The sequence below is a fragment of the Paenibacillus silvae genome (assembly GCF_014639235.1).
Lineage (GTDB): Bacteria > Bacillota > Bacilli > Paenibacillales > Paenibacillaceae > Paenibacillus > Paenibacillus silvae.
Window position 1 is genome coordinate 70,256 of sequence record NZ_BMFU01000013.1, and the last position, 17,412, is coordinate 87,667.

The 17,412-nt window shown below is 48.0% G+C and carries 10 protein-coding genes; 4 read left to right on the plus strand and 6 right to left on the minus strand.

The genetic code is table 11. The annotated features are described in order from the left end of the window. Nucleotides 1-11: 11 nt before the first annotated feature. Together IEW26_RS25995 and IEW26_RS26000 are read right to left on the minus strand one after the other, a co-directional pair. Nucleotides 12-5,168 carry a hypothetical protein gene (locus IEW26_RS25995; RefSeq protein WP_188594484.1) on the minus strand — a complete coding sequence of 1,719 codons (5,157 nt, stop codon included), beginning with the start codon at nucleotides 5,166-5,168 and terminating at the stop codon, nucleotides 12-14. Between the two features lie 21 nt (nucleotides 5,169-5,189). Next, a complete protein-coding gene (locus IEW26_RS26000) occupies nucleotides 5,190-5,903 on the minus strand; it encodes a S1 family peptidase (protein ID WP_188594485.1) in 714 nt (237 codons plus the stop codon). 221 nt (nucleotides 5,904-6,124) lie between these two features. Here IEW26_RS26000 and IEW26_RS26005 point away from each other — a divergent pair, with 221 nt between their 5' ends. Together IEW26_RS26005 and IEW26_RS26010 are read left to right on the plus strand one after the other, a co-directional pair. Continuing rightward, nucleotides 6,125-9,262 (plus strand): ATP-binding protein, encoded by a 3,138-nt coding sequence (locus IEW26_RS26005; RefSeq protein WP_188594486.1) that lies wholly within the window; start codon nucleotides 6,125-6,127, stop codon nucleotides 9,260-9,262. Beyond that, nucleotides 9,259-10,377 (plus strand): response regulator, encoded by a 1,119-nt coding sequence (locus IEW26_RS26010; protein WP_145405477.1) that lies wholly within the window; start codon nucleotides 9,259-9,261, stop codon nucleotides 10,375-10,377. The genes IEW26_RS26005 and IEW26_RS26010 overlap by 4 nt, the downstream gene beginning before the upstream one ends. 86 nt (nucleotides 10,378-10,463) lie before the next feature. Here the strand turns inward: IEW26_RS26010 and IEW26_RS26015 are convergent, their stop codons facing one another. The 4 genes from IEW26_RS26015 to IEW26_RS26030 form a co-directional block, all read right to left on the minus strand. Then, nucleotides 10,464-11,636: a DUF4317 domain-containing protein gene (locus IEW26_RS26015; protein WP_184186390.1), complete on the minus strand. Its 1,173-nt coding sequence runs from the start codon at nucleotides 11,634-11,636 to the stop codon at nucleotides 10,464-10,466. Nucleotides 11,637-11,723: 87 nt separating this feature from the next. Continuing rightward, a complete protein-coding gene (locus IEW26_RS26020; protein WP_188594487.1) occupies nucleotides 11,724-13,358 on the minus strand; it encodes an AraC family transcriptional regulator in 1,635 nt (544 codons plus the stop codon). A gap of 22 nt (nucleotides 13,359-13,380) precedes the next feature. Continuing rightward, entirely contained in the window at nucleotides 13,381-14,715 is a 1,335-nt protein-coding gene (locus IEW26_RS26025) for an NtaA/DmoA family FMN-dependent monooxygenase (RefSeq protein WP_188594488.1), read from the minus strand. 16 nt (nucleotides 14,716-14,731) lie between these two features. Beyond that, the gene (locus IEW26_RS26030) at nucleotides 14,732-15,730 is read right to left on the minus strand and encodes an iron-siderophore ABC transporter substrate-binding protein (protein WP_188594489.1); all 999 of its coding nucleotides are present in this window, start codon (nucleotides 15,728-15,730) and stop codon (nucleotides 14,732-14,734) included. A 279-nt stretch (nucleotides 15,731-16,009) separates the two neighbouring features. On the opposite strand from IEW26_RS26030, the gene IEW26_RS26035 reads away from it, so the two are divergent. Together IEW26_RS26035 and IEW26_RS26040 are read left to right on the plus strand one after the other, a co-directional pair. Next, the gene (locus tag IEW26_RS26035) at nucleotides 16,010-17,179 is read left to right on the plus strand and encodes a glycoside hydrolase family 27 protein (RefSeq protein ID WP_229730043.1); all 1,170 of its coding nucleotides are present in this window, start codon (nucleotides 16,010-16,012) and stop codon (nucleotides 17,177-17,179) included. Beyond that, nucleotides 17,180-17,383: a hypothetical protein gene (locus IEW26_RS26040; RefSeq protein ID WP_188594490.1), complete on the plus strand. Its 204-nt coding sequence runs from the start codon at nucleotides 17,180-17,182 to the stop codon at nucleotides 17,381-17,383. It abuts the gene before it with no gap. Nucleotides 17,384-17,412: the final 29 nt, after the last annotated feature.

The window sequence follows — 17,412 nt, forward strand, 5'->3', positions numbered from 1 at the left end:
CTTCCGTTTCTCTAATTGGCCCGGTTAACGAGCAGTGTGGAGTAGACGCGTTCGCGCTCTGAATTTTGCACTACGATGGTATACCATCCCGCTTTGGGCAGTGTTACTTTGAAGTCTTTGCTGACCAGTTCTTTGTACGTTACTTTGGTCGCAATGTACTTCATCTGTCCTTCTCGCACCAGTCCCGGGAAATAATACACGTCGTACGTACCGAGTTCATTCTCCAGCTTGGTGCCGCCCGTAGAACCAACCGTGCGGAAGTTATTCACATTAAACGTAATAACACCTGTATTTACGATGGCTGTTTCGGATTCAGTATCCGACAGCGGCAAGCCATTCGCCGTCACAAACATGCCGTCACTTGAACGAACAAATACCGTTTGCAGGGCATAACTTACGTTACCAAGCTGATCCTTGGCAGTGTAACGAAGGGTATGTTTTCCCGTAACCGTCAGGTTCAGCGGTTTGTCAACGTATTGCCCGCCTTCGAGCACGTATTCAGCAGCCGTCACTTGAATGTTCTCTGCGGATGACAAATTGTCACTCACCACGTAACCGCCCAGGTCTGCTGAGAGATCAAAGTTCGGTTTGTTTTGCAGCAGTGTTGTGGATGTTTTGTTCAGACGAATTGTTGGTGCCGTGTTATCCAGACCCTCTATCGTGAAATTGACTTGTCTCTTGTTGCCGAGCAGATCAGAAAGCAGGATTGAATGTTCACCATTGGTTGCGTACTCTGCGCTGAAACCCGATACCGGTGTTGCTCCGGCATAGATGACATTGCCCTCAATCGCCGAAGCTGGCATCAACAGACCTACACGTACCTTTCCTTTGGAATAAGTTTGGTCCCCAATCTGTACAAGCTTGCTGTCACTCATAACTTGTCCATCGTTATCCACCCGAACCATCGTCACTTCATTTACAGCAGGGATGGAACCGACCAGTGTAGAGATGGCTTCAGATTCGATCTTGGCGCTGTTTCCGGCTGCATCTGCCAGCGAGAAGCGTGCTTTGCTGCCTGAAGTCATCACAATCGACGATTGATTTGTGCCTGCACTGTTTGAAACAACCTGATAGTCCGGAACCTCTCCTGCTTTGGGTAACACTTGAGCCACGATCAGATTGGAAGCAACGACATTATCTCTTGTCGGCACGGCAAAATGAGTAAATTCACCGTTTGCGTTATAGCCATCCCCTGAACTGTCCACTACGGCTGTACCAGCACCATAACGGATTAATGCTTTGAGGTCTGGATGATTATAATGAAGTGTAATATCCGCTTCTGGCGGTGTGGTATCAATATTGCTCACTGTCGCTGTCACACTTCCGGTAAAACCGACCGCATCCTCGTACTCAAACGTAAATTCACCGTTTTCTTTGAAATTTTTGTACGATGTTGGCAGATTGGTGATTCGGATCGGTTCGCTCGATTTCAGACTCACTTTAACCGTTCCATTTGTCGCGGCAATGGTGGAATATTTCACGTTCACCACTGGCGGCGTATCATCAAAGTTGGAAACAACGATAAATACGGTTGCTGTATTGTCGCCATCTTTCACCGTGAAGGAGTAACTTCCGTTGCGGTAGATTTTGAAGCGTTTGTTCGCCTCCAGTGTCTCCGGCATTTCCGGGTTACTATCTGTTGGCTTCACCATCTTGCCATCCACCAGATCAAATACGATCTCCTGACCTTCGTTCTGTCCGCCATCCTGAACTTTCTCTCCGCCGCGAATCGGCGTGATCTGCTCCAGGGAAGCGAGAGCATAAGCCGGAGCATCCTGAATCTGAATTTCAGGTGTTACAATCTCACTGATATTGTCGTAGAAGCCTTTGAACTTCACACGAACTTTGGACTTCAGTTGTCCCGTATCGTCAGTGTCCACAGGCACACCTACATAATTCGTATATGGCAGCCATGTACTCCAGTTGTCCCCACCATTCGTGGACACGGAGTAGAAATATCCTTCCTGTGCCGGTACGTCAACGGTTAGTTCCATAATGGCCGTATATCCGTCATCTCCCGGGCCTTCGGTCCGAATCAAACGTGCGCTGCCCACAGGCGGCTCACTGCTTAAATAAAAGACAGAGAATACACCGGTGGTATGGAACATTTTGCTGTTCCCCAGACTGTCGCTGGCATATACATACAGACGATAGTTCCCGTTATCTTTTTTATTGTCCACCTGCAGGGTGATCAGGCGATCAGCAGGTGAAGTGCTCCACCCTTTTCCTTCCGGGTCGGGTTCCTGCTCTTCTTGTCCCTCAACCACCTTGATCCATTGATAACGGATGTTCTTGGCGGCTACACCCGCAAAGTCAACGAGCGTATCTGATACATCAATCTGCACAGACTGTTCCGGCATTGGGTACAAGTAACCTTGAGAACCAAACTTCACATTTGGCGGCAAATGATCAAACTTGTACTCCTGATAGTAGTAATAATACCGTCCGGTATCCTGCTGTTTAATGCGTACATGGGCGTACCATGTGCCATTCAGCGTTTTATCAGCAGGGAAGCTGTACTTTTCGGCGGCTACGTCGCCCAGCTTTGTTTCTTTCGGTGCGTCTTCAAAAGCAGTCCACTTGCTGTTGCCCGCAGGGCGCTCAGAGCTTTGTGTATACTGGTATTCGATGGTATCAATCGGAACACCAGCCACTGTAAAGTCTGGTCCGTCATTGATCGCATACGTGCCCGGGTAAGCCTTGAATTTCGTGGAAATGACCAGCACATCCACCGCCTTGGGTTCAGCCGCTGCTGAATGACCCGCGACATCCTGTGCTTTGACATGCAATTCATAACGGCCGCCTTTGGTTATAGCCGGATCTTTCAATGTCGAAATTTCGGCCTCGCCTGCCGCATTGAGTGTAGCATCCTGCCATCCGGAAGCAGAGGTCTCTTTACCCTCGGCTACAAACTGGTACTGAATCTTATCATTTTTGATCGAAGAGGTCGGGTCAGTCGCTCTGACCGTAATCTTCACATTGTCTGAGTTGTTGTCCACCACATTGCCGATCTCAACGTTTGGATCATCATTGTCGATCTTGAGCAAACCTACATGGTAAGACCAGTTCGAATCATCCTGCATGTAATCGGAAAGCGGCCATTGCGCAACATTGCCATAATCCGAGAGATTGGGCAGTATATTTTGGCGATAATATTCTTCCAGCTCCGCAGGTGTCGCATCGGGATGCTGTGCAAGATAGGCTGCACGTTCCGTGCTTCCTTTGTCGTATTGCATCCGCTGACGAGCCGAGTCCCATGTCATATCTGCCGTCCATGTATGCAAGTACCAGTTCCCGTTCAGGGGTGTGCCGTCATTCGGAAGCTCAACTTTGGTACCGTTCTGCCCCGCTGACAGTGTTATGCCTTCATATCCTGAAGGGTACAGCTCGTCCGCTGGCTGCTTCTGGGTCAGAGAGTATCTTTTCACAGCTGCAAAATGGTCGTTCTTCCCTGCAAAAGGATCAGCCTGGCTCTGATTCAACACGTAATACACCAAACCTGAACCGCTACCTGGGCGGAACAAACCTTTGCTGGCCTGACCATTCAAATCGGGATCAAATGCCTGGATTGTAAATGAACCATCCCCCACGTACTGCCCTTCGGGAATGACTTCTCCGTCTTGGTTCTCATAGACAAAATTCACTTCAGGTGCTGTGTTGTCAACAGACAGATCGGCCCATGCAATGTTCTTGACCGGTTCAACAAGCACGTTGCCTGCATAGTCAGTGAGTGCTTTCCCGTCTCCCGGGTTGCTGGCATGTTCAAGTGCAGCCGTTTCTAACAGCGATGTTTCAATGCTTTTGCCATCCGGTACGGTCATGCGGAATGTCCATGTATTGGTGTTCTGACCGCTGACATAAGCTGCTGTCAATCCGTTAGCGAACTTAAGTCTGGTGTCCTCGGTTGGATTAAATGCACTGATGACCTGTTCGTTGAGGTATACGGTAAAATCAACAACATCACCCTTGTTCAGCACAAGACCTGTCAATACCTCCGGCTGCACACCGTTGCGAGATGCCGAGTACTGGGGTACGCGTGCATCGATAATCGTTCGGAATGTACCGCCGGGCTGTACGTTGTCCGCAAAGGGAACGGTACCTATACCGTTAAAAGCCGCAACCGGGTTCCCCGCCCCGTCAATGAAACCAGCCGCATTCATGCGTTCCAGAAAGGTAGGCCGGTCTGCCTCCGATGGTGCACTCAGACGCTTCGGATCAATAGGAATGTTGCCTGTACTATCATTCATCGCTGCCTGATAACGGAAATTAAATGTGGAACGTGCATGGGTGTTCATATTCAGTCCACCTAAAGCAAAACTACTATAACCGCTGTCTGCACTTGTCAGATAATAGGTAGAAGATTCAAATCCGTCTCCCCCCGGATTGCTGAACAGTTCGGTTCGCATGAAGCTGAACTTACCGTCAACCTGTTCCGAAGCGTCCTCTGCCAGCGAAGGAAATACCGGCTCGCTGAAATTCAGCGCCAGGTTCATATAACTACCCTGCTTCAGGAACAGTTCGTTCTTCTGTACAGCCGGGTCAGCATTGAACCGAACTGCACCATTATGTGTAAAAGTGTTGCCGTTGTATGTAGGAGGCGTAATGTCCGCAAAATAAAGCTCGATGTCGCTGGCACCTTCAATAAATGAAGTACTAATATCAATCGTATCGTTAGGGCCGAAGGCCACCCAGGACGAATTTACTGAAGCTTGGTTTACACTGTTAAACTGTGATGCTCCATTGACTGTTATGGAGACCCCATTCACTCCCAAAAAGGAATCAATAGATCCAATTCTAAACAGCATTCTAGCCTGCCCTCCTTCAGCCAATCGTTTCAGCGTAGGATTGGAAGCCACCGATAATTTGAGATTCCAGACACCGAGACTAGCCATTCTTACATGATCTGCACTCAGTGTTTTCACAAGCCCCTTCTCATACGATGTTCCCGGCGCACCCCCAGCAAAGATACCAAAGCTGTTCGCATCCGAATTTCTAATCTTGTTATTCCAGGAGGACATATCTTTCTGATTCATAATTTTTCCGCCACCATTGGGTATCCAAATATCCTGGTAGTCTGCTGCTGCGGAGACGGTGTTCATCTGCGGCCAACTAACCGATGTCAGCGTAAGCAATACGGCAAGCAAGCAAATTCCTAACTTTTTGAGCATGCAAAGATTCTCCTTTTCCCATTATGTATTCGATTTCTTCAAAAGCTTGCGTATATCTTCTACCGTCACACAAATATGGATGCCATTCATGGTGCGAAATGAACCAGAGATTAATCCGATGACACGCCCCTCTTCATTCAGCAATGGGCCACCTGACATCCCGGGAGATACTTGGGCCGAAGTCAGCAGGCGAATCACATCGTTCACCTCAGCCGTTGGAGCATTGACGATGCCCTCTGTGATGATTTTGCCATCCTTGAGCGGATAACCGATTGCAAACGATCTTTGTCCATGCCTTGCGGAAGGTTTGTCATCAGACAAAGCAAGCACCTGACGTTTTAGCGGTTCTTTTACAGAAAGCAACGCCACATCTGTATCTCCGTCGGCACCTAGAACAAGGAGTTTCTGAATAGAGCCATCCTCAAACACTGCCTCGTAAGAAACGGCATCCTTCACAACATGTGCGGCTGTAAGCGCTCGTCCGTTTCCAATCAGAAAGCCGCTGCCTACGGTTTTCAGCGTTCCGTCCTTTCGATACGCTTTCAGATAGAAAACTGCTTGGGCTGATGATAAATAGACCTTTTCTGCTCCTGAAGCAACGTTGGCCTGTGCACTTCCTTCCGCAAAAGAAACCAATGGTTTTGTAAAACTGCTCACACAAGCTACAATCAGCAGCAAGACAGTTACACCAATCATCAAGTTCCGCAAACACCACGTTGTGATTTTCCTCTCCATGCTCTCCACTCCATAAGTCCATAGTTGCGTAAAGATAGGTCTTTTGGTGCTTTCATTAGTTTCTTTCGACATATCACGCACCCGAATTATACAGGATTACAATAAACAAAAAATAAACAAAGAAAATTGTCGAAATTCAATTGCGCCCCCTGGGGATATCCGCTACAATGCCGATAGAATACTAGAGATGAATGGTAAATCTCCCAAAGGAGCAGCAGAACGTGTTATTACGTATTACAGGTGTTATTCTTACCGTGTTTATTGCTGTTGTGCTGCTGGTTGTATCCACAGCAAGAGAACCGCAAGCTGCTTCGCTCCACGCACGTCAGGGCATTCTGGATCTTTCGACCTGGAACCCGAAGCAGGAGGGTCGTATCAGGCTCGACGGTGAATGGGAATTTTATTGGAAGCAGCTGCTACCACTTCCAGCGCACATGGCGAATGGTAAACAACACCAAACCCTGGCATCACCTGATGATTATGCAGAGGTCCCGGGCACCTGGGGACAGCTTCAGGTAGACGGCAAACACCTGCCCTCCCACGGCTATGCTACGTATCGGCTTGTGCTCCGCAATACACCTGTCGAGGGGACACTCGCCATCAAGAAAAGCAACATTCGTTTCGCCAGCGAAATTTATGTCAATGGCTCCAAACTAATGCAAGACGGACAAGCCATGGAGAAGACAGCAGGTTATAAGGCAGGAAATTCACCGCAGATCGGATTTTTCCCGTATCATGGCGGCGATATTGAAATACTTGTTCGTGTCGCCAACTATGACTATCCCAATGCTGGCATCTCGGGTCCACTCTTTTTCGGAGAACAGGCTGCCATGCTAAAAAGCCATCAGAACCGCACAGCTATTGAACTGGCAACCATGGCTGTATTGGCCACCATATCTATCATTTTTCTCATCAGCTATTTGGGCTCTGCCCTGTATCGAAACCGGGATGACTCGCTGCTGATTCTCGGCCTCATCTGCCTGTTCTATGCCCTTTACAATGGCATGATCAGTGAACGTGTGCTGGCGGGAACCAGCCTGAACCTTTCCTTTAATACGTTATATAAAATTAAAGATTTCTGCTCCGTTACTTGTCTCGGCCTGTTAATCTTTTATTTCTACCGCTTCAGATCGGGCATAATGTCCGGAATAATAACCTTGATCACACTGTTTATATTAGGGGCTTATATTTGCCTGCTCACATTTCTTCCGATTTCTATTTACGTGTTGACGGCACCGTTCGTTATTGGGCTCTATACGCTGGTGCTGTTATGGCTGCTCATGCAATGTGCGATACGTTATGTCATTAGTGAGAAGGGAGAGCGTCTATCCAGCTTCCTGTGGTACGCCGCAATACTCTGTATTACGCTGTACTGTCTGGATGTTAACCTGTTCTCTATATCACTCAAAGAAAATGTGAATATCGGACAGTTCTGCATCGTTTTATTCAGCATCCTGATGCTCTTTCTTGTCGTGCTTCGATTTTTTGAGGCTTACCGTACCGTTCGCTCGCTCAAGGATCAGCTCCTCTTGCTGGATCAGGTGAAGGATGATTTTCTGTCCAATACTTCGCATGAGCTGAAAACACCGCTCAACGCCATCGTTAATATTAGCGAAAGTTTGCTTCGAGGTTCCGAAGGAGCGCTCACGGAGGATCAGGCACATAACCTGGCCATTGTAACGGGCAGCGGGAGACGTTTGACTTATTTGGTGGATGAACTCCTCGACTATTCCAAAATGAAGCATGGTGACATTACTCTGCATCGCTCGGCCACCGATCTATCCTCTTATGTTGATTCCGTTATGCGTATGCATTCCTTCTTGCTAGGTACAAAAAAGCTGGAACTGCTGAACGAAATTCCAGCCAAATTCCCGTTGATCTATGCAGATGGAAACCGACTCGTGCAAATACTGCACAATCTGATCGGTAATGCGATCAAATTTACAGAGGAAGGCTCTGCACGCATCAGCGCTGCTGTCATTCAGGGCAAAGCTGAAGTGCGCATTACAGATACCGGGCGCGGGATCAGCCGGGACAAGCTGGAGCATATTTTCCTGCCCTTCGAACAGGAGGCGGATGCGGGACCAAAGGCTGCCGGGGGTACAGGACTAGGTCTCAGCATTACGCGTAAGCTCGTTGAAATGCACGGTGGAACCATCCACGCGGAATCGTTACCTGGTGAAGGTGCGACGTTTGTACTCACTTTTCCGCTTGCCGAAGGTAAAAAGGAAAACCGTGTCAATGTTACCCCTGTCAGCATGCCTCCTGCCATCACAGGTCATCGAGCACTGAGATATGATGAACCTCTCATTATGAAAGGGACTAGAGCGGAGTGGATTCTCGTTGTAGATGACGATGCTGCCAATCTGCAAACAATCAGCAGTCTGCTGAAGCTGGAAGGTTACAGTTATGCCGTTACTTCACGCTCCGATTCTGTATTAGAGCTGCTAGACCAGTTACCTTCCATACATCTGGTGATTGCGGATATCATGATGCCGGGAATGTCCGGCTATGAGCTTCTGGATCGCATCCGGGAGCGCTTCTCGCCTTCTGAACTGCCAGTGCTCATGCTGACCGCTGGCAACAAAGCTCATCAGTTAAAGCTGGCTTTGGAGAAAGGCGCTAACGATTTTGTATCCAAGCCCTTTGAATTGGAGGAACTGCTGGCCCGAATTGGTGGTCTGACCCGGATGAAAACGTCAGTGCAGGCTGCCCGTAATGCCGAGATCTCCTTTTTGAGGTCCCAGATCAACCCGCATTTTCTATACAATGCCTTGAATGCTATTGCTGAATTATGTGTCGATGCGCCAAATGAAGCAGAACGATTGATTTTGCAATTATCCAGTTATCTGCGGGGCAGTGTGCATTTCAAACATCTGGACTCCAAAACCAGTCTGGAGAATGAGCTGGACATGATTAACGCTTATGTAGCGATTGAACAAGCCCGCTTCGGATCAAGGCTGGAGGTTATTATCGATGTGGACGCCGATGTGGATCGAACGATGCAAATCCCGCCGCTAACCCTGCAGCCTTTGATTGAAAATGCGATTCGTCACGGACTGATGTCTCGTGTGGGCGGCGGACGTGTGATGCTGTCCATTCGCAATCTGAATGAAGCAGAAGCAAGGTTTACCATCGAGGATAACGGTATGGGTATGACCAAACAGAGAATGAACGATATCCGGCAGGTATCCGACGGAAGCACGGGTGTAGGTCTATGGAATATATCAAGCAGACTGAAGCTGCAATATAACAGAGATTTTCAGATGGAGAGTCATGATGGTGAGGGGACTCGCATTACATTTGATCTTCCCATCCAGCACCATACCTCTAAGGGGAACGGGAGGCATATGACATGATCAAAGTAATCATTGTAGACGATGAGGACCTGTCGCTCAAGCGGCTAAAGCGTATATTGATGGAAAGCGGAGCCGTTGAGGTGTGCGAAGTATTCCAGGATCCGGAGAAGGCTTGTGAGTATGCAGCACAGCATCGCTTTGATGCAGCCTTCCTTGATATTACGATGCCGCGTATTTCCGGAATGCAGTTGATTGGAGAATTGCGCAAGCATCAGGCTTCCCTGCCAATCGTACTCGTAACGGGGTATGAGGAGTATGCCGTCCAGGCTTTTGATAAGGAAGTAACGGATTATATCATTAAACCAGTGACAGCCGAACGTGTGAGCAGCAGCATACAGCGCTTGCAGCAGCGACTTCGTAACACTACAGCCTTGCCTGAGCCGATTGCCCCTGCTCCCCGCTTAACGGTGCAGCTATTTGGTGAATTTACTGTGCTCAGCGGAGCAGATGCCAACAATCCTGTCAAACTAAGAACACCCAAAACAGAGGAATTGCTCGCATTCCTCTTATATATGAAATCAACAACCCGTGATGCTCTTGCAGATACGTTGTGGAAAGATCTTAGTCCTCAGAAAGCCTGGACCAACATCAACTCGACGCTGTATTATGTCAGACGTGCAATTGGAGACAACAGCGATGTTCCAATTATTCTCAAGGATCGTAACGGAATTCGTATGGATCGTGAAGTCATTGATTGTGATCTGTATGAGTTCGAAGCCTTGTTGCGTCAAATTCGCCAAACCTCGACCTATCAGCCAGAGATGTTTGAACGAATGGACGCTCTTTATCGGGGAGAGCTGTTGAAGGGAAGACATTATGAATGGGCTTTGCCATGGTCAAGACAGCTCGAAATGGACTTCATTACAACAATGGAGACCGCTGCTCAATATCATATTCAGCAAAATCAGCCCTTGCGTGCCCTTCATTATCTGGATCGGATTCTGCAAATTGATTCTATTCGGGAAGACATTCATCGTGAGATGATTATGCTGTATCTATCCCTGGGTCGGCGCACGGAAGCCCAGTGGCAATACCAGCGGTTGGAGGAACTCCTGCAAGAAGAGCTGGGCTCCCGCCCGTCCTCCGATATCCAGCAGCTGCTGCGTCAAAGGTAGGTAGCCTGATATAATACAGAATAAAGCCCGAGCCAGTGGTATAACCAACCACAGGCTTGGGCTTTTTGTATGTTTTACATATTGAATTACAGATTCTCAGTAGCAAGCGTAAAACCTTCAATAACCGCGTCCTCATCCACCTCAATCATGATACAGCGTCTTCCCTGATAGTTGACTTGTCTCACATATTTGAGGTCCTGCGGACTGATCGAGATGGTTGCCACCTTCGTATCAATCTTGATCGATTTGGAGGTGTACTTTGGCATCACACTGTTTGCCTTCAGCTCATAATTTTTGTTGTCCACGATCGTTTCAAAGGCACGTTCTACCTTTTCGGTAGTCAGATCTTCTACGCCGCTGGCTGTAAGCAGACGCTCCACGTCTTTGTAGTCCAGCTTCGGCGGCTCTTCCTCATGGGACTCTTCATTCACTTCAATCACCCGGTTGATCTCTTCATACACATGGGCCAGTGTGGTCGCATCCATCTGCTCACCCGTGATCTCTTTAACGATATCCTCAAAAATCGCCCGCTCCTCAAGCGCCGTTACGGAACGTTCCCCATTCAGTACATTTTCTACAAAATGAGGGTCCGGGAAGTTTGATTTCCCCGTGCAATACAGCACACGGTTCACATCGGAGTAATTATCGGTCACGCTTGGATACAGAAAGCCCTGTTCAGGCGTGCTTAATTTGATAATAGGATCAACGATGATGTTATATTTAAACTCCCGCTCCACATAGTCGAAGAGCAGCGTCTTTCGCTGTTTCTCCGTTGAGTTCACACTGCACAGAATGAAGGGATGCGCAAACACCTCGTTTTTCTCGCTCTCTTCCGCTTCATCATTTCTGGCCTTCGTCGGCAAATAATACTGCCCTTTGATAAACGTAACCACCATATCCCGCTCATACTTGGCATCGGCCAGCATACGGTCAACGAGCATCAGCATCAGATCCTGCCACTCATCCGGGTCACCTGTGACGAGCGCCTGATGAAGCATCACCTGTGCGGGCTCTTCTGCCTCTTCCTGAAACTTCAGCTCGAACAGCTTCTGATCCAGTTCGCCTGTCAGCAATTTTTTGAAATTACCCATGTATAACTCTTGCTTCTCCCGATCCACCAGTTCAAACGGATGGCGTTCCCAGTGATAAACTTCATTGGTTTCTTTCGTAATATAGACATTCAGGATGTCGTAAATGTTCAGCAGGTCATGATCCAGCTTGAATTGTTTGCGAATGTGCGCGACTTCTTTTTTATTCATGATTCGTTAGACAACTCCTCAAGTAAATTGGCTTTACAAGTATAAACGATATATTAGCCATTCGCCAGAAGTGTCGTTGTTTCCTGGTCATAAAAGCACTGTTGCATAGTCGTCAGAAGACGGATCATATGGCGCGGGATTCATCAGACAGGAGATTCTGCCAAGCTGCCACTCCAGCGTATATGCACTGTTGGAAATCCCCTGCAGACGAAGTCGATAAACCTTCCGGTTGCGTACCGCGCTTAATGCTTGCCAACAGTTTGCCTTTTGCAATTGCTCAAAAAGCCTGGAAAAAGATACACCATCATTCTCTACAATATATAGCCGATCAGCCTCCAACTGCTCCAACTGGTGCATTTGAAGGCTGACCCGGCGCATGTCAGGGTATACTTCTGTTGTCTGCAGCATAAGAGAAGTCGGCTGAAAGCCTATAACATCATAGAACGTCGGGAAGAAACGAGAAGCATGAATCCATACCCTTCCCTCCTCCATTCTTACAATCGCGGCGGTTTCTGTTGAAGAAATGAATTGACTGCAGTGGGCACGAGCCGCTACCTTTTTGCTCCTGTAGCTTTCCCGCCAAGCCTCTGCCTCCTGTTCCTTACCTAATACGAGGGCAACCCGCTGAAGTCGGTCAAATGCGTCCATATCCCATGGGATAACAATCACCGGGGCGATCTCCCCCAGAGCGGCCAGCTCTGCATGATCCGTAAAATCCGATGCAATAATTAAATCGGGGCGCAGCGCTTTTACTTTGTTTAATTGACATGTATTATAACCAATGCTCTGGATTGCAGGCGATTCAGGCTGAAGCTGCTCCGATGTATAGTCCAGGGAACCAATAGGTTTCATTCCCAAAGCCAGAATCTCTCCTGCATAGTGCAAGGTCACGATTCTCGAATCAATATGCCGTTTACGCACATATTCCTTGGGTGAACATCCGACACGCTGTTTAAACCTGCGATTAAAGTAGGTTACATCACGCATGCCAATCTGAGAAGAAATATGGTGCGAAGGCTCATTTTTCATCAGCAATAATTCCTTGGAGCGATTAATTCGGTATTCGTTTAAAAATTCGATGGGAGCTTTTCCGGTTAACTGTTTGAACAAACGTGTATAATGCCTTCTGCTCAGGTTAAGCTGACTGGCTAACTGTGCGACATTATGCTCTTCATCGTAATGCTCCTGTAAATAAGCAATGGACTTGCGCACAGCATGCAAAGAATTCTCTTCCGGTTTAACCGTCATACCCACTCTGCAAAATTCATACAATATCGACTGAAATTGAAGCTGCAGCTTGAATTGCTGCAAAGGCACAGCACAATGTTCAATCAACGCATACATCCCTTTGACTTCATTCAAATAGCTTGTATTCGGCTTGATACGAACAGGACGAAGATTTTCGGACATATGGGAGATCATATCCTTCTGATCTGGCGACCCCACAGCGTGAAAAATAATAAAGTAACCAGCCAAGGGCTCCGTGCCGGATTCAATCTCAACCCCGCTAACAGAATCCATCAGTATGGTATCTCCAGGCTCCAGAAGCATCAGTTGGTCAGCAATTTTGCCCCTTCCCTTCTCCACAATTATGAGCCCGTACTGCCCCTGTGAATCGAATATTCGCCTTTGGTCTCGTGTAATCAAAAAATATTCCATACCTAACAGACTGTAAGCCGGAATGGGAGGAGGTTTTCTTAAGCCTTCTGTCTTAATATTCATGACTGTTCTCCTCCTGTTTAAGCTACGAAATATTTGTCAATGTATTAAGCGGACGTGTTAAACCCAGATGTGATCGAAGATGCTGACCAGCATATTCCGTGCGGAATAAACCTCTCCGCTGCAGCTCAGGCACCACCAGATCAACCAGGTCGTTTATTCCCTCCGGCAGCAGACTGGGGATGTAGATGAAACCATCTGCGGCCTCCTCCGTCAACCACTGCTCAAGCACATCAGCCACCTGCGCTGGACTTCCGGTGATGCTTAAATGTCCCTGCAGCTTGCTCATGAATTCGAATAATTGTAGTACTGTCGTCAATCCGTGTTGATCAGCCAATGCTTTACGCTCACGGTACGGATGCGTGGCTGGCACAATATCGGCAGGAGGCAACGTACTGCTGCTGTTCAGTCCGTAAGCCTGTACATCAAGACCGATTCGATAAGAGATCAGATCCACACGATGATAATGTCGTTCCAGTGCATCCCGCTCTGCCCGCTTGGCCCATGCTTCGGCCTCGGTTCTTCCAACACAGAGCTGCAATCCGGGCATAACGAGCAGATCATTCGGTACTCGCCCGTATGCAGCCAGCTTGCTTTTCAACTCGCGGTAAAACTTTTGAGCCTGATCCATCTGATTGAACATCGTAAAGACCACCTCCGCATGCTGAGCCGCCCGTTCCATAAAGCTGCCAGATTGACCAGCTTCAATCAAGACAGGATGTCCCTGTGGCGGACGGGCTACATTAAGCGGACCTTTCATGGAAAACCACTTGTTATCATAATCCAGCTGATGCACCTTGGCTTCGTCTGCATAGATACCGTTTATTTTATCCGCCACGATGGCATCATCCTCCCACGTATCCCATAACGATTTGACGATATGGACAAATTGTGAGCCGTACGCTGCGCGTTCCTCAGGCCCCGGACGATGGGTCATTGCAAAATTGGCGGATTCATAGTCTCCTCTGGAATGCACAATGTTCCAGGACGCGCGCCCACTGCTCAAATGATCGAGCGAAGCAATCATGCGAGCAATATGATATGGCTCATGGTAAGTCGTAGACATCGTAACGGCCAAGCCGATATGTCGAGTCACGACAGCAAGAGCAGATAGTAATGTTAAAGGCTCTAGTCCAACATTTACGTGATGCCTGAATTCCTCCATTGTAACACCAGGCGTTCGATATTGATCAGGTTGGAAAATAAAGTCCAGCCTTCCACGCTCAGCTGCCTGAGCCAACTGAATGTAGAAATCAAGAGAAGCCGGGGCGGCCTGATGGGACGGATGCTGCCACAATCCACTGGCAGCTCCTGGAGCAATGAGCATTGTTGCGAGCTTTAATTGTTTGTTTTTCCTCATGTCATCACCACACTCTTCATTTCTTGACCAGCAATGAATAGATCTCTTCCAGAGCCCAATCCATCGTTGCTACATCATTAATGGCCATGCGGTTGTTAATTACATACACATGATTGTTTCGGGCAGCCTTTAATTTCTTCCATACCTCACTCTGGCTTAATTCCTCATAGACCGGATTGGAATCGTCATCACTTATCATGACAAAAATATAGTCTGCATCGAATTCTGGCAGAACTTCCATGGGAAGTTGAAGATTGCCGAAATTAGGCTCCTTCTGCAGTTCCTCCTGTTTAGCAGTAAGCTTGAACTGATAGTCGTCAAAGACGACAGGGAACGTACTGCTTCTGTACGTATACATGCTTTTCTTTGCAAATTGGATCACCAGCGCCGATTGTTCTGTCAGCTTCAGATCACGCGTCTGCAACTGCTTCTCTTCCACGCGAGCCTGATAATTCTTAATCCACTGCTCCGCTTCGTTCTGCTTGTTCAGAATGGCAGCCACTGCATGAAAAGTCTCAAAAGGATCGCCAAAGAAAGGTGTCGTAACGGTAGGCGCTATTTTGCTATATTTATCAATGTCTTCTTCAGTCGCACGCGCATTCAGCACAATCAGATCCGGCTGAAGCGACATCACCTTTTCAAAAGAACCCTCTGTGTTATCCCCGACAACTTCGATCCCTGAGCGCTGTTCCTCTGTATAGAACCGAAGTAAATTGGCGCTGGAACCAACAGGCTTCTGCCCAAGCACCAGCATCTCACCTACACTCCACAATGCAACAACCGACTTGGGCTGTTCAGGAATTTCAACCTGCCTCCCCAAAGCATCGACAATGGTCTTGGTTTGGGCTTTATCTGTAGACGTTTCCTTATCTCCGCTCTGGTCCCGCGCTGTTTCTCGAGTACTGTTTTCTTTGCTCGTGCTGTCCATATTAGTACTGCTTACTCCGTCGTTGCCGCAAGCAGCGGTCAATACAAGTGATAATAGAAGTACTATAATCGGGTAAAATCTGTTCATGATGATATGTCTCCTCCACGTGATTATAATTGATATTGATTCTCATTACCAATTATAAAAGTACAACTGACGCTCATCAATCGCATATAGGGACATTCTTATAGAGGATAAATGCGACATCATGCACGGACACTCGAAATGATAACGAATGCCAGATAGCAACATTTGTCTATGTCCAGGCAACGTCAAGCTATGGCTGAAAAGCCTTACATCAGTTAAATTCATGGTAGTTATTCATGATAATTATTCATCCTAACGAGGAAGGAAGCGAGCGATATAATGAGCACAAATACAACTTCAATGATGGGATTTGCCCCTGCGCTGGGCTGGAATTCATGGAATACATTTACGTGGGACATCAATGAACAGTTGATTCGGGATGTAGCTGATGTATTTGTGGCGGAAGGGTATCGGGACGCCGGATACGAGTATATTGTCATCGACGATTGCTGGAGCCTGAAGGAACGGGATGCAGACGGCAACCTGGTTGTTGATCCTGCCAAATTCCCGAGTGGAATGAAGGCGCTTGCAGATTATATTCACGACAAGGGTCTGAAGTTCGGCATGTACTCTTGTGTCGGTACGCATACTTGCGCCGGTTACCCGGGCAGCTTCGAGCATGAATTCCAGGATGCAGCGCTGTTCGCCGAATGGGGTGTCGATTATTTAAAATATGACTACTGCTTCAAGCCGCGCCATATCTCTGGCGAGCTGTTATATAAACGGATGAGCCTTGCCCTCAAAAATTGCGGACGCGACATTCTCTTCTCTGCCTGCAATTGGGGAGAAGACAACGTGTATGAATGGATTCGTGAATCAGGTGCACATATGTACCGTTCCACCGGGGATATTCGTGACAACTGGGATTCCGTCAAGGAGCTGGCCCTGTCACAGATCGGCAAACAAAGCTATACCGGCTCCTTCTGCCACAACGACATGGATATGCTGATCGTTGGCATGTATGGTGGAAGCAATAGCGATTTTATCGGCAGCATTGGCGGATGCAACGATATTGAATACAAAACCCACTTTTCCCTCTGGTCCATGATGGGTTCACCGCTCATGATTGGATGTGATGTGCGCAAGGCCAATCAGGTCACCAAGGACATTTTGCTTAACCCCGATCTGCTTGCGATCAATCAAGACCCGGAAGCACGCGGTGCTTATCGCATCAAACCCGAGCCACAATGGTTCCATACCGATGATGTATTTATGCTGGTGAAGGTGCTTACGGATGGTGATCTAGCAATTGGCTTTTTCAACCTGAGCGACAGCCAGCGCGAGCTTTCCCTGCAATTCTGGGATATGGGACTGCCATACGCATCAGGCTACTCCTTGTCTCTCTATGACTGCTGGGAGCATAAGGAACTGGGTGTATTCCGTGAGCGTTATGCACCGGTCGTTGCAGCTCACGATTGTCTCGTCGTACGGGCCAAGCTGGTGAAATAAATGGCACAAAGCCGCCTATGCACCACCTGTCAGGTTCCGCTCTCATCCGACGATGTCGGCATCTATCTGAAATTAGTTTCGCTAACAGCCCAGCAATTTCTCTGCATCGACTGTCTTGGGGTGAAGCTGAACTGCGGGCGTGAGCCGATTGAGCAGCTCATTCGGTATTTTCGCGAGTCTGGAAACTGTGCATTGTTTCGCTAATGCAAAATTGGTGTTAGAAGGTATTCTCT

What these genes read in the sequence shown, in the direction of transcription:
- IEW26_RS25995 (WP_188594484.1), bottom strand. Translation starts at nt 5,168, where the DNA reads ATGCTCAAAAAGTTAGGAATTTGCTTGCTTGCCGTATTGCTTACGCTG.
- IEW26_RS26000 (WP_188594485.1), bottom strand. Translation starts at nt 5,903, where the DNA reads ATGGAGAGGAAAATCACAACGTGGTGTTTGCGGAACTTGATGATTGGT.
- IEW26_RS26010 (WP_145405477.1), top strand. Translation starts at nt 9,259, where the DNA reads ATGATCAAAGTAATCATTGTAGACGATGAGGACCTGTCGCTCAAGCGG.
- IEW26_RS26015 (WP_184186390.1), bottom strand. Translation starts at nt 11,636, where the DNA reads ATGAATAAAAAAGAAGTCGCGCACATTCGCAAACAATTCAAGCTGGAT.
- IEW26_RS26020 (WP_188594487.1), bottom strand. Translation starts at nt 13,358, where the DNA reads ATGAATATTAAGACAGAAGGCTTAAGAAAACCTCCTCCCATTCCGGCT.
- IEW26_RS26025 (WP_188594488.1), bottom strand. Translation starts at nt 14,715, where the DNA reads ATGAGGAAAAACAAACAATTAAAGCTCGCAACAATGCTCATTGCTCCA.
- IEW26_RS26030 (WP_188594489.1), bottom strand. Translation starts at nt 15,730, where the DNA reads ATGAACAGATTTTACCCGATTATAGTACTTCTATTATCACTTGTATTG.
- IEW26_RS26035 (WP_229730043.1), top strand. Translation starts at nt 16,010, where the DNA reads ATGAGCACAAATACAACTTCAATGATGGGATTTGCCCCTGCGCTGGGC.
- IEW26_RS26040 (WP_188594490.1), top strand. Translation starts at nt 17,180, where the DNA reads ATGGCACAAAGCCGCCTATGCACCACCTGTCAGGTTCCGCTCTCATCC.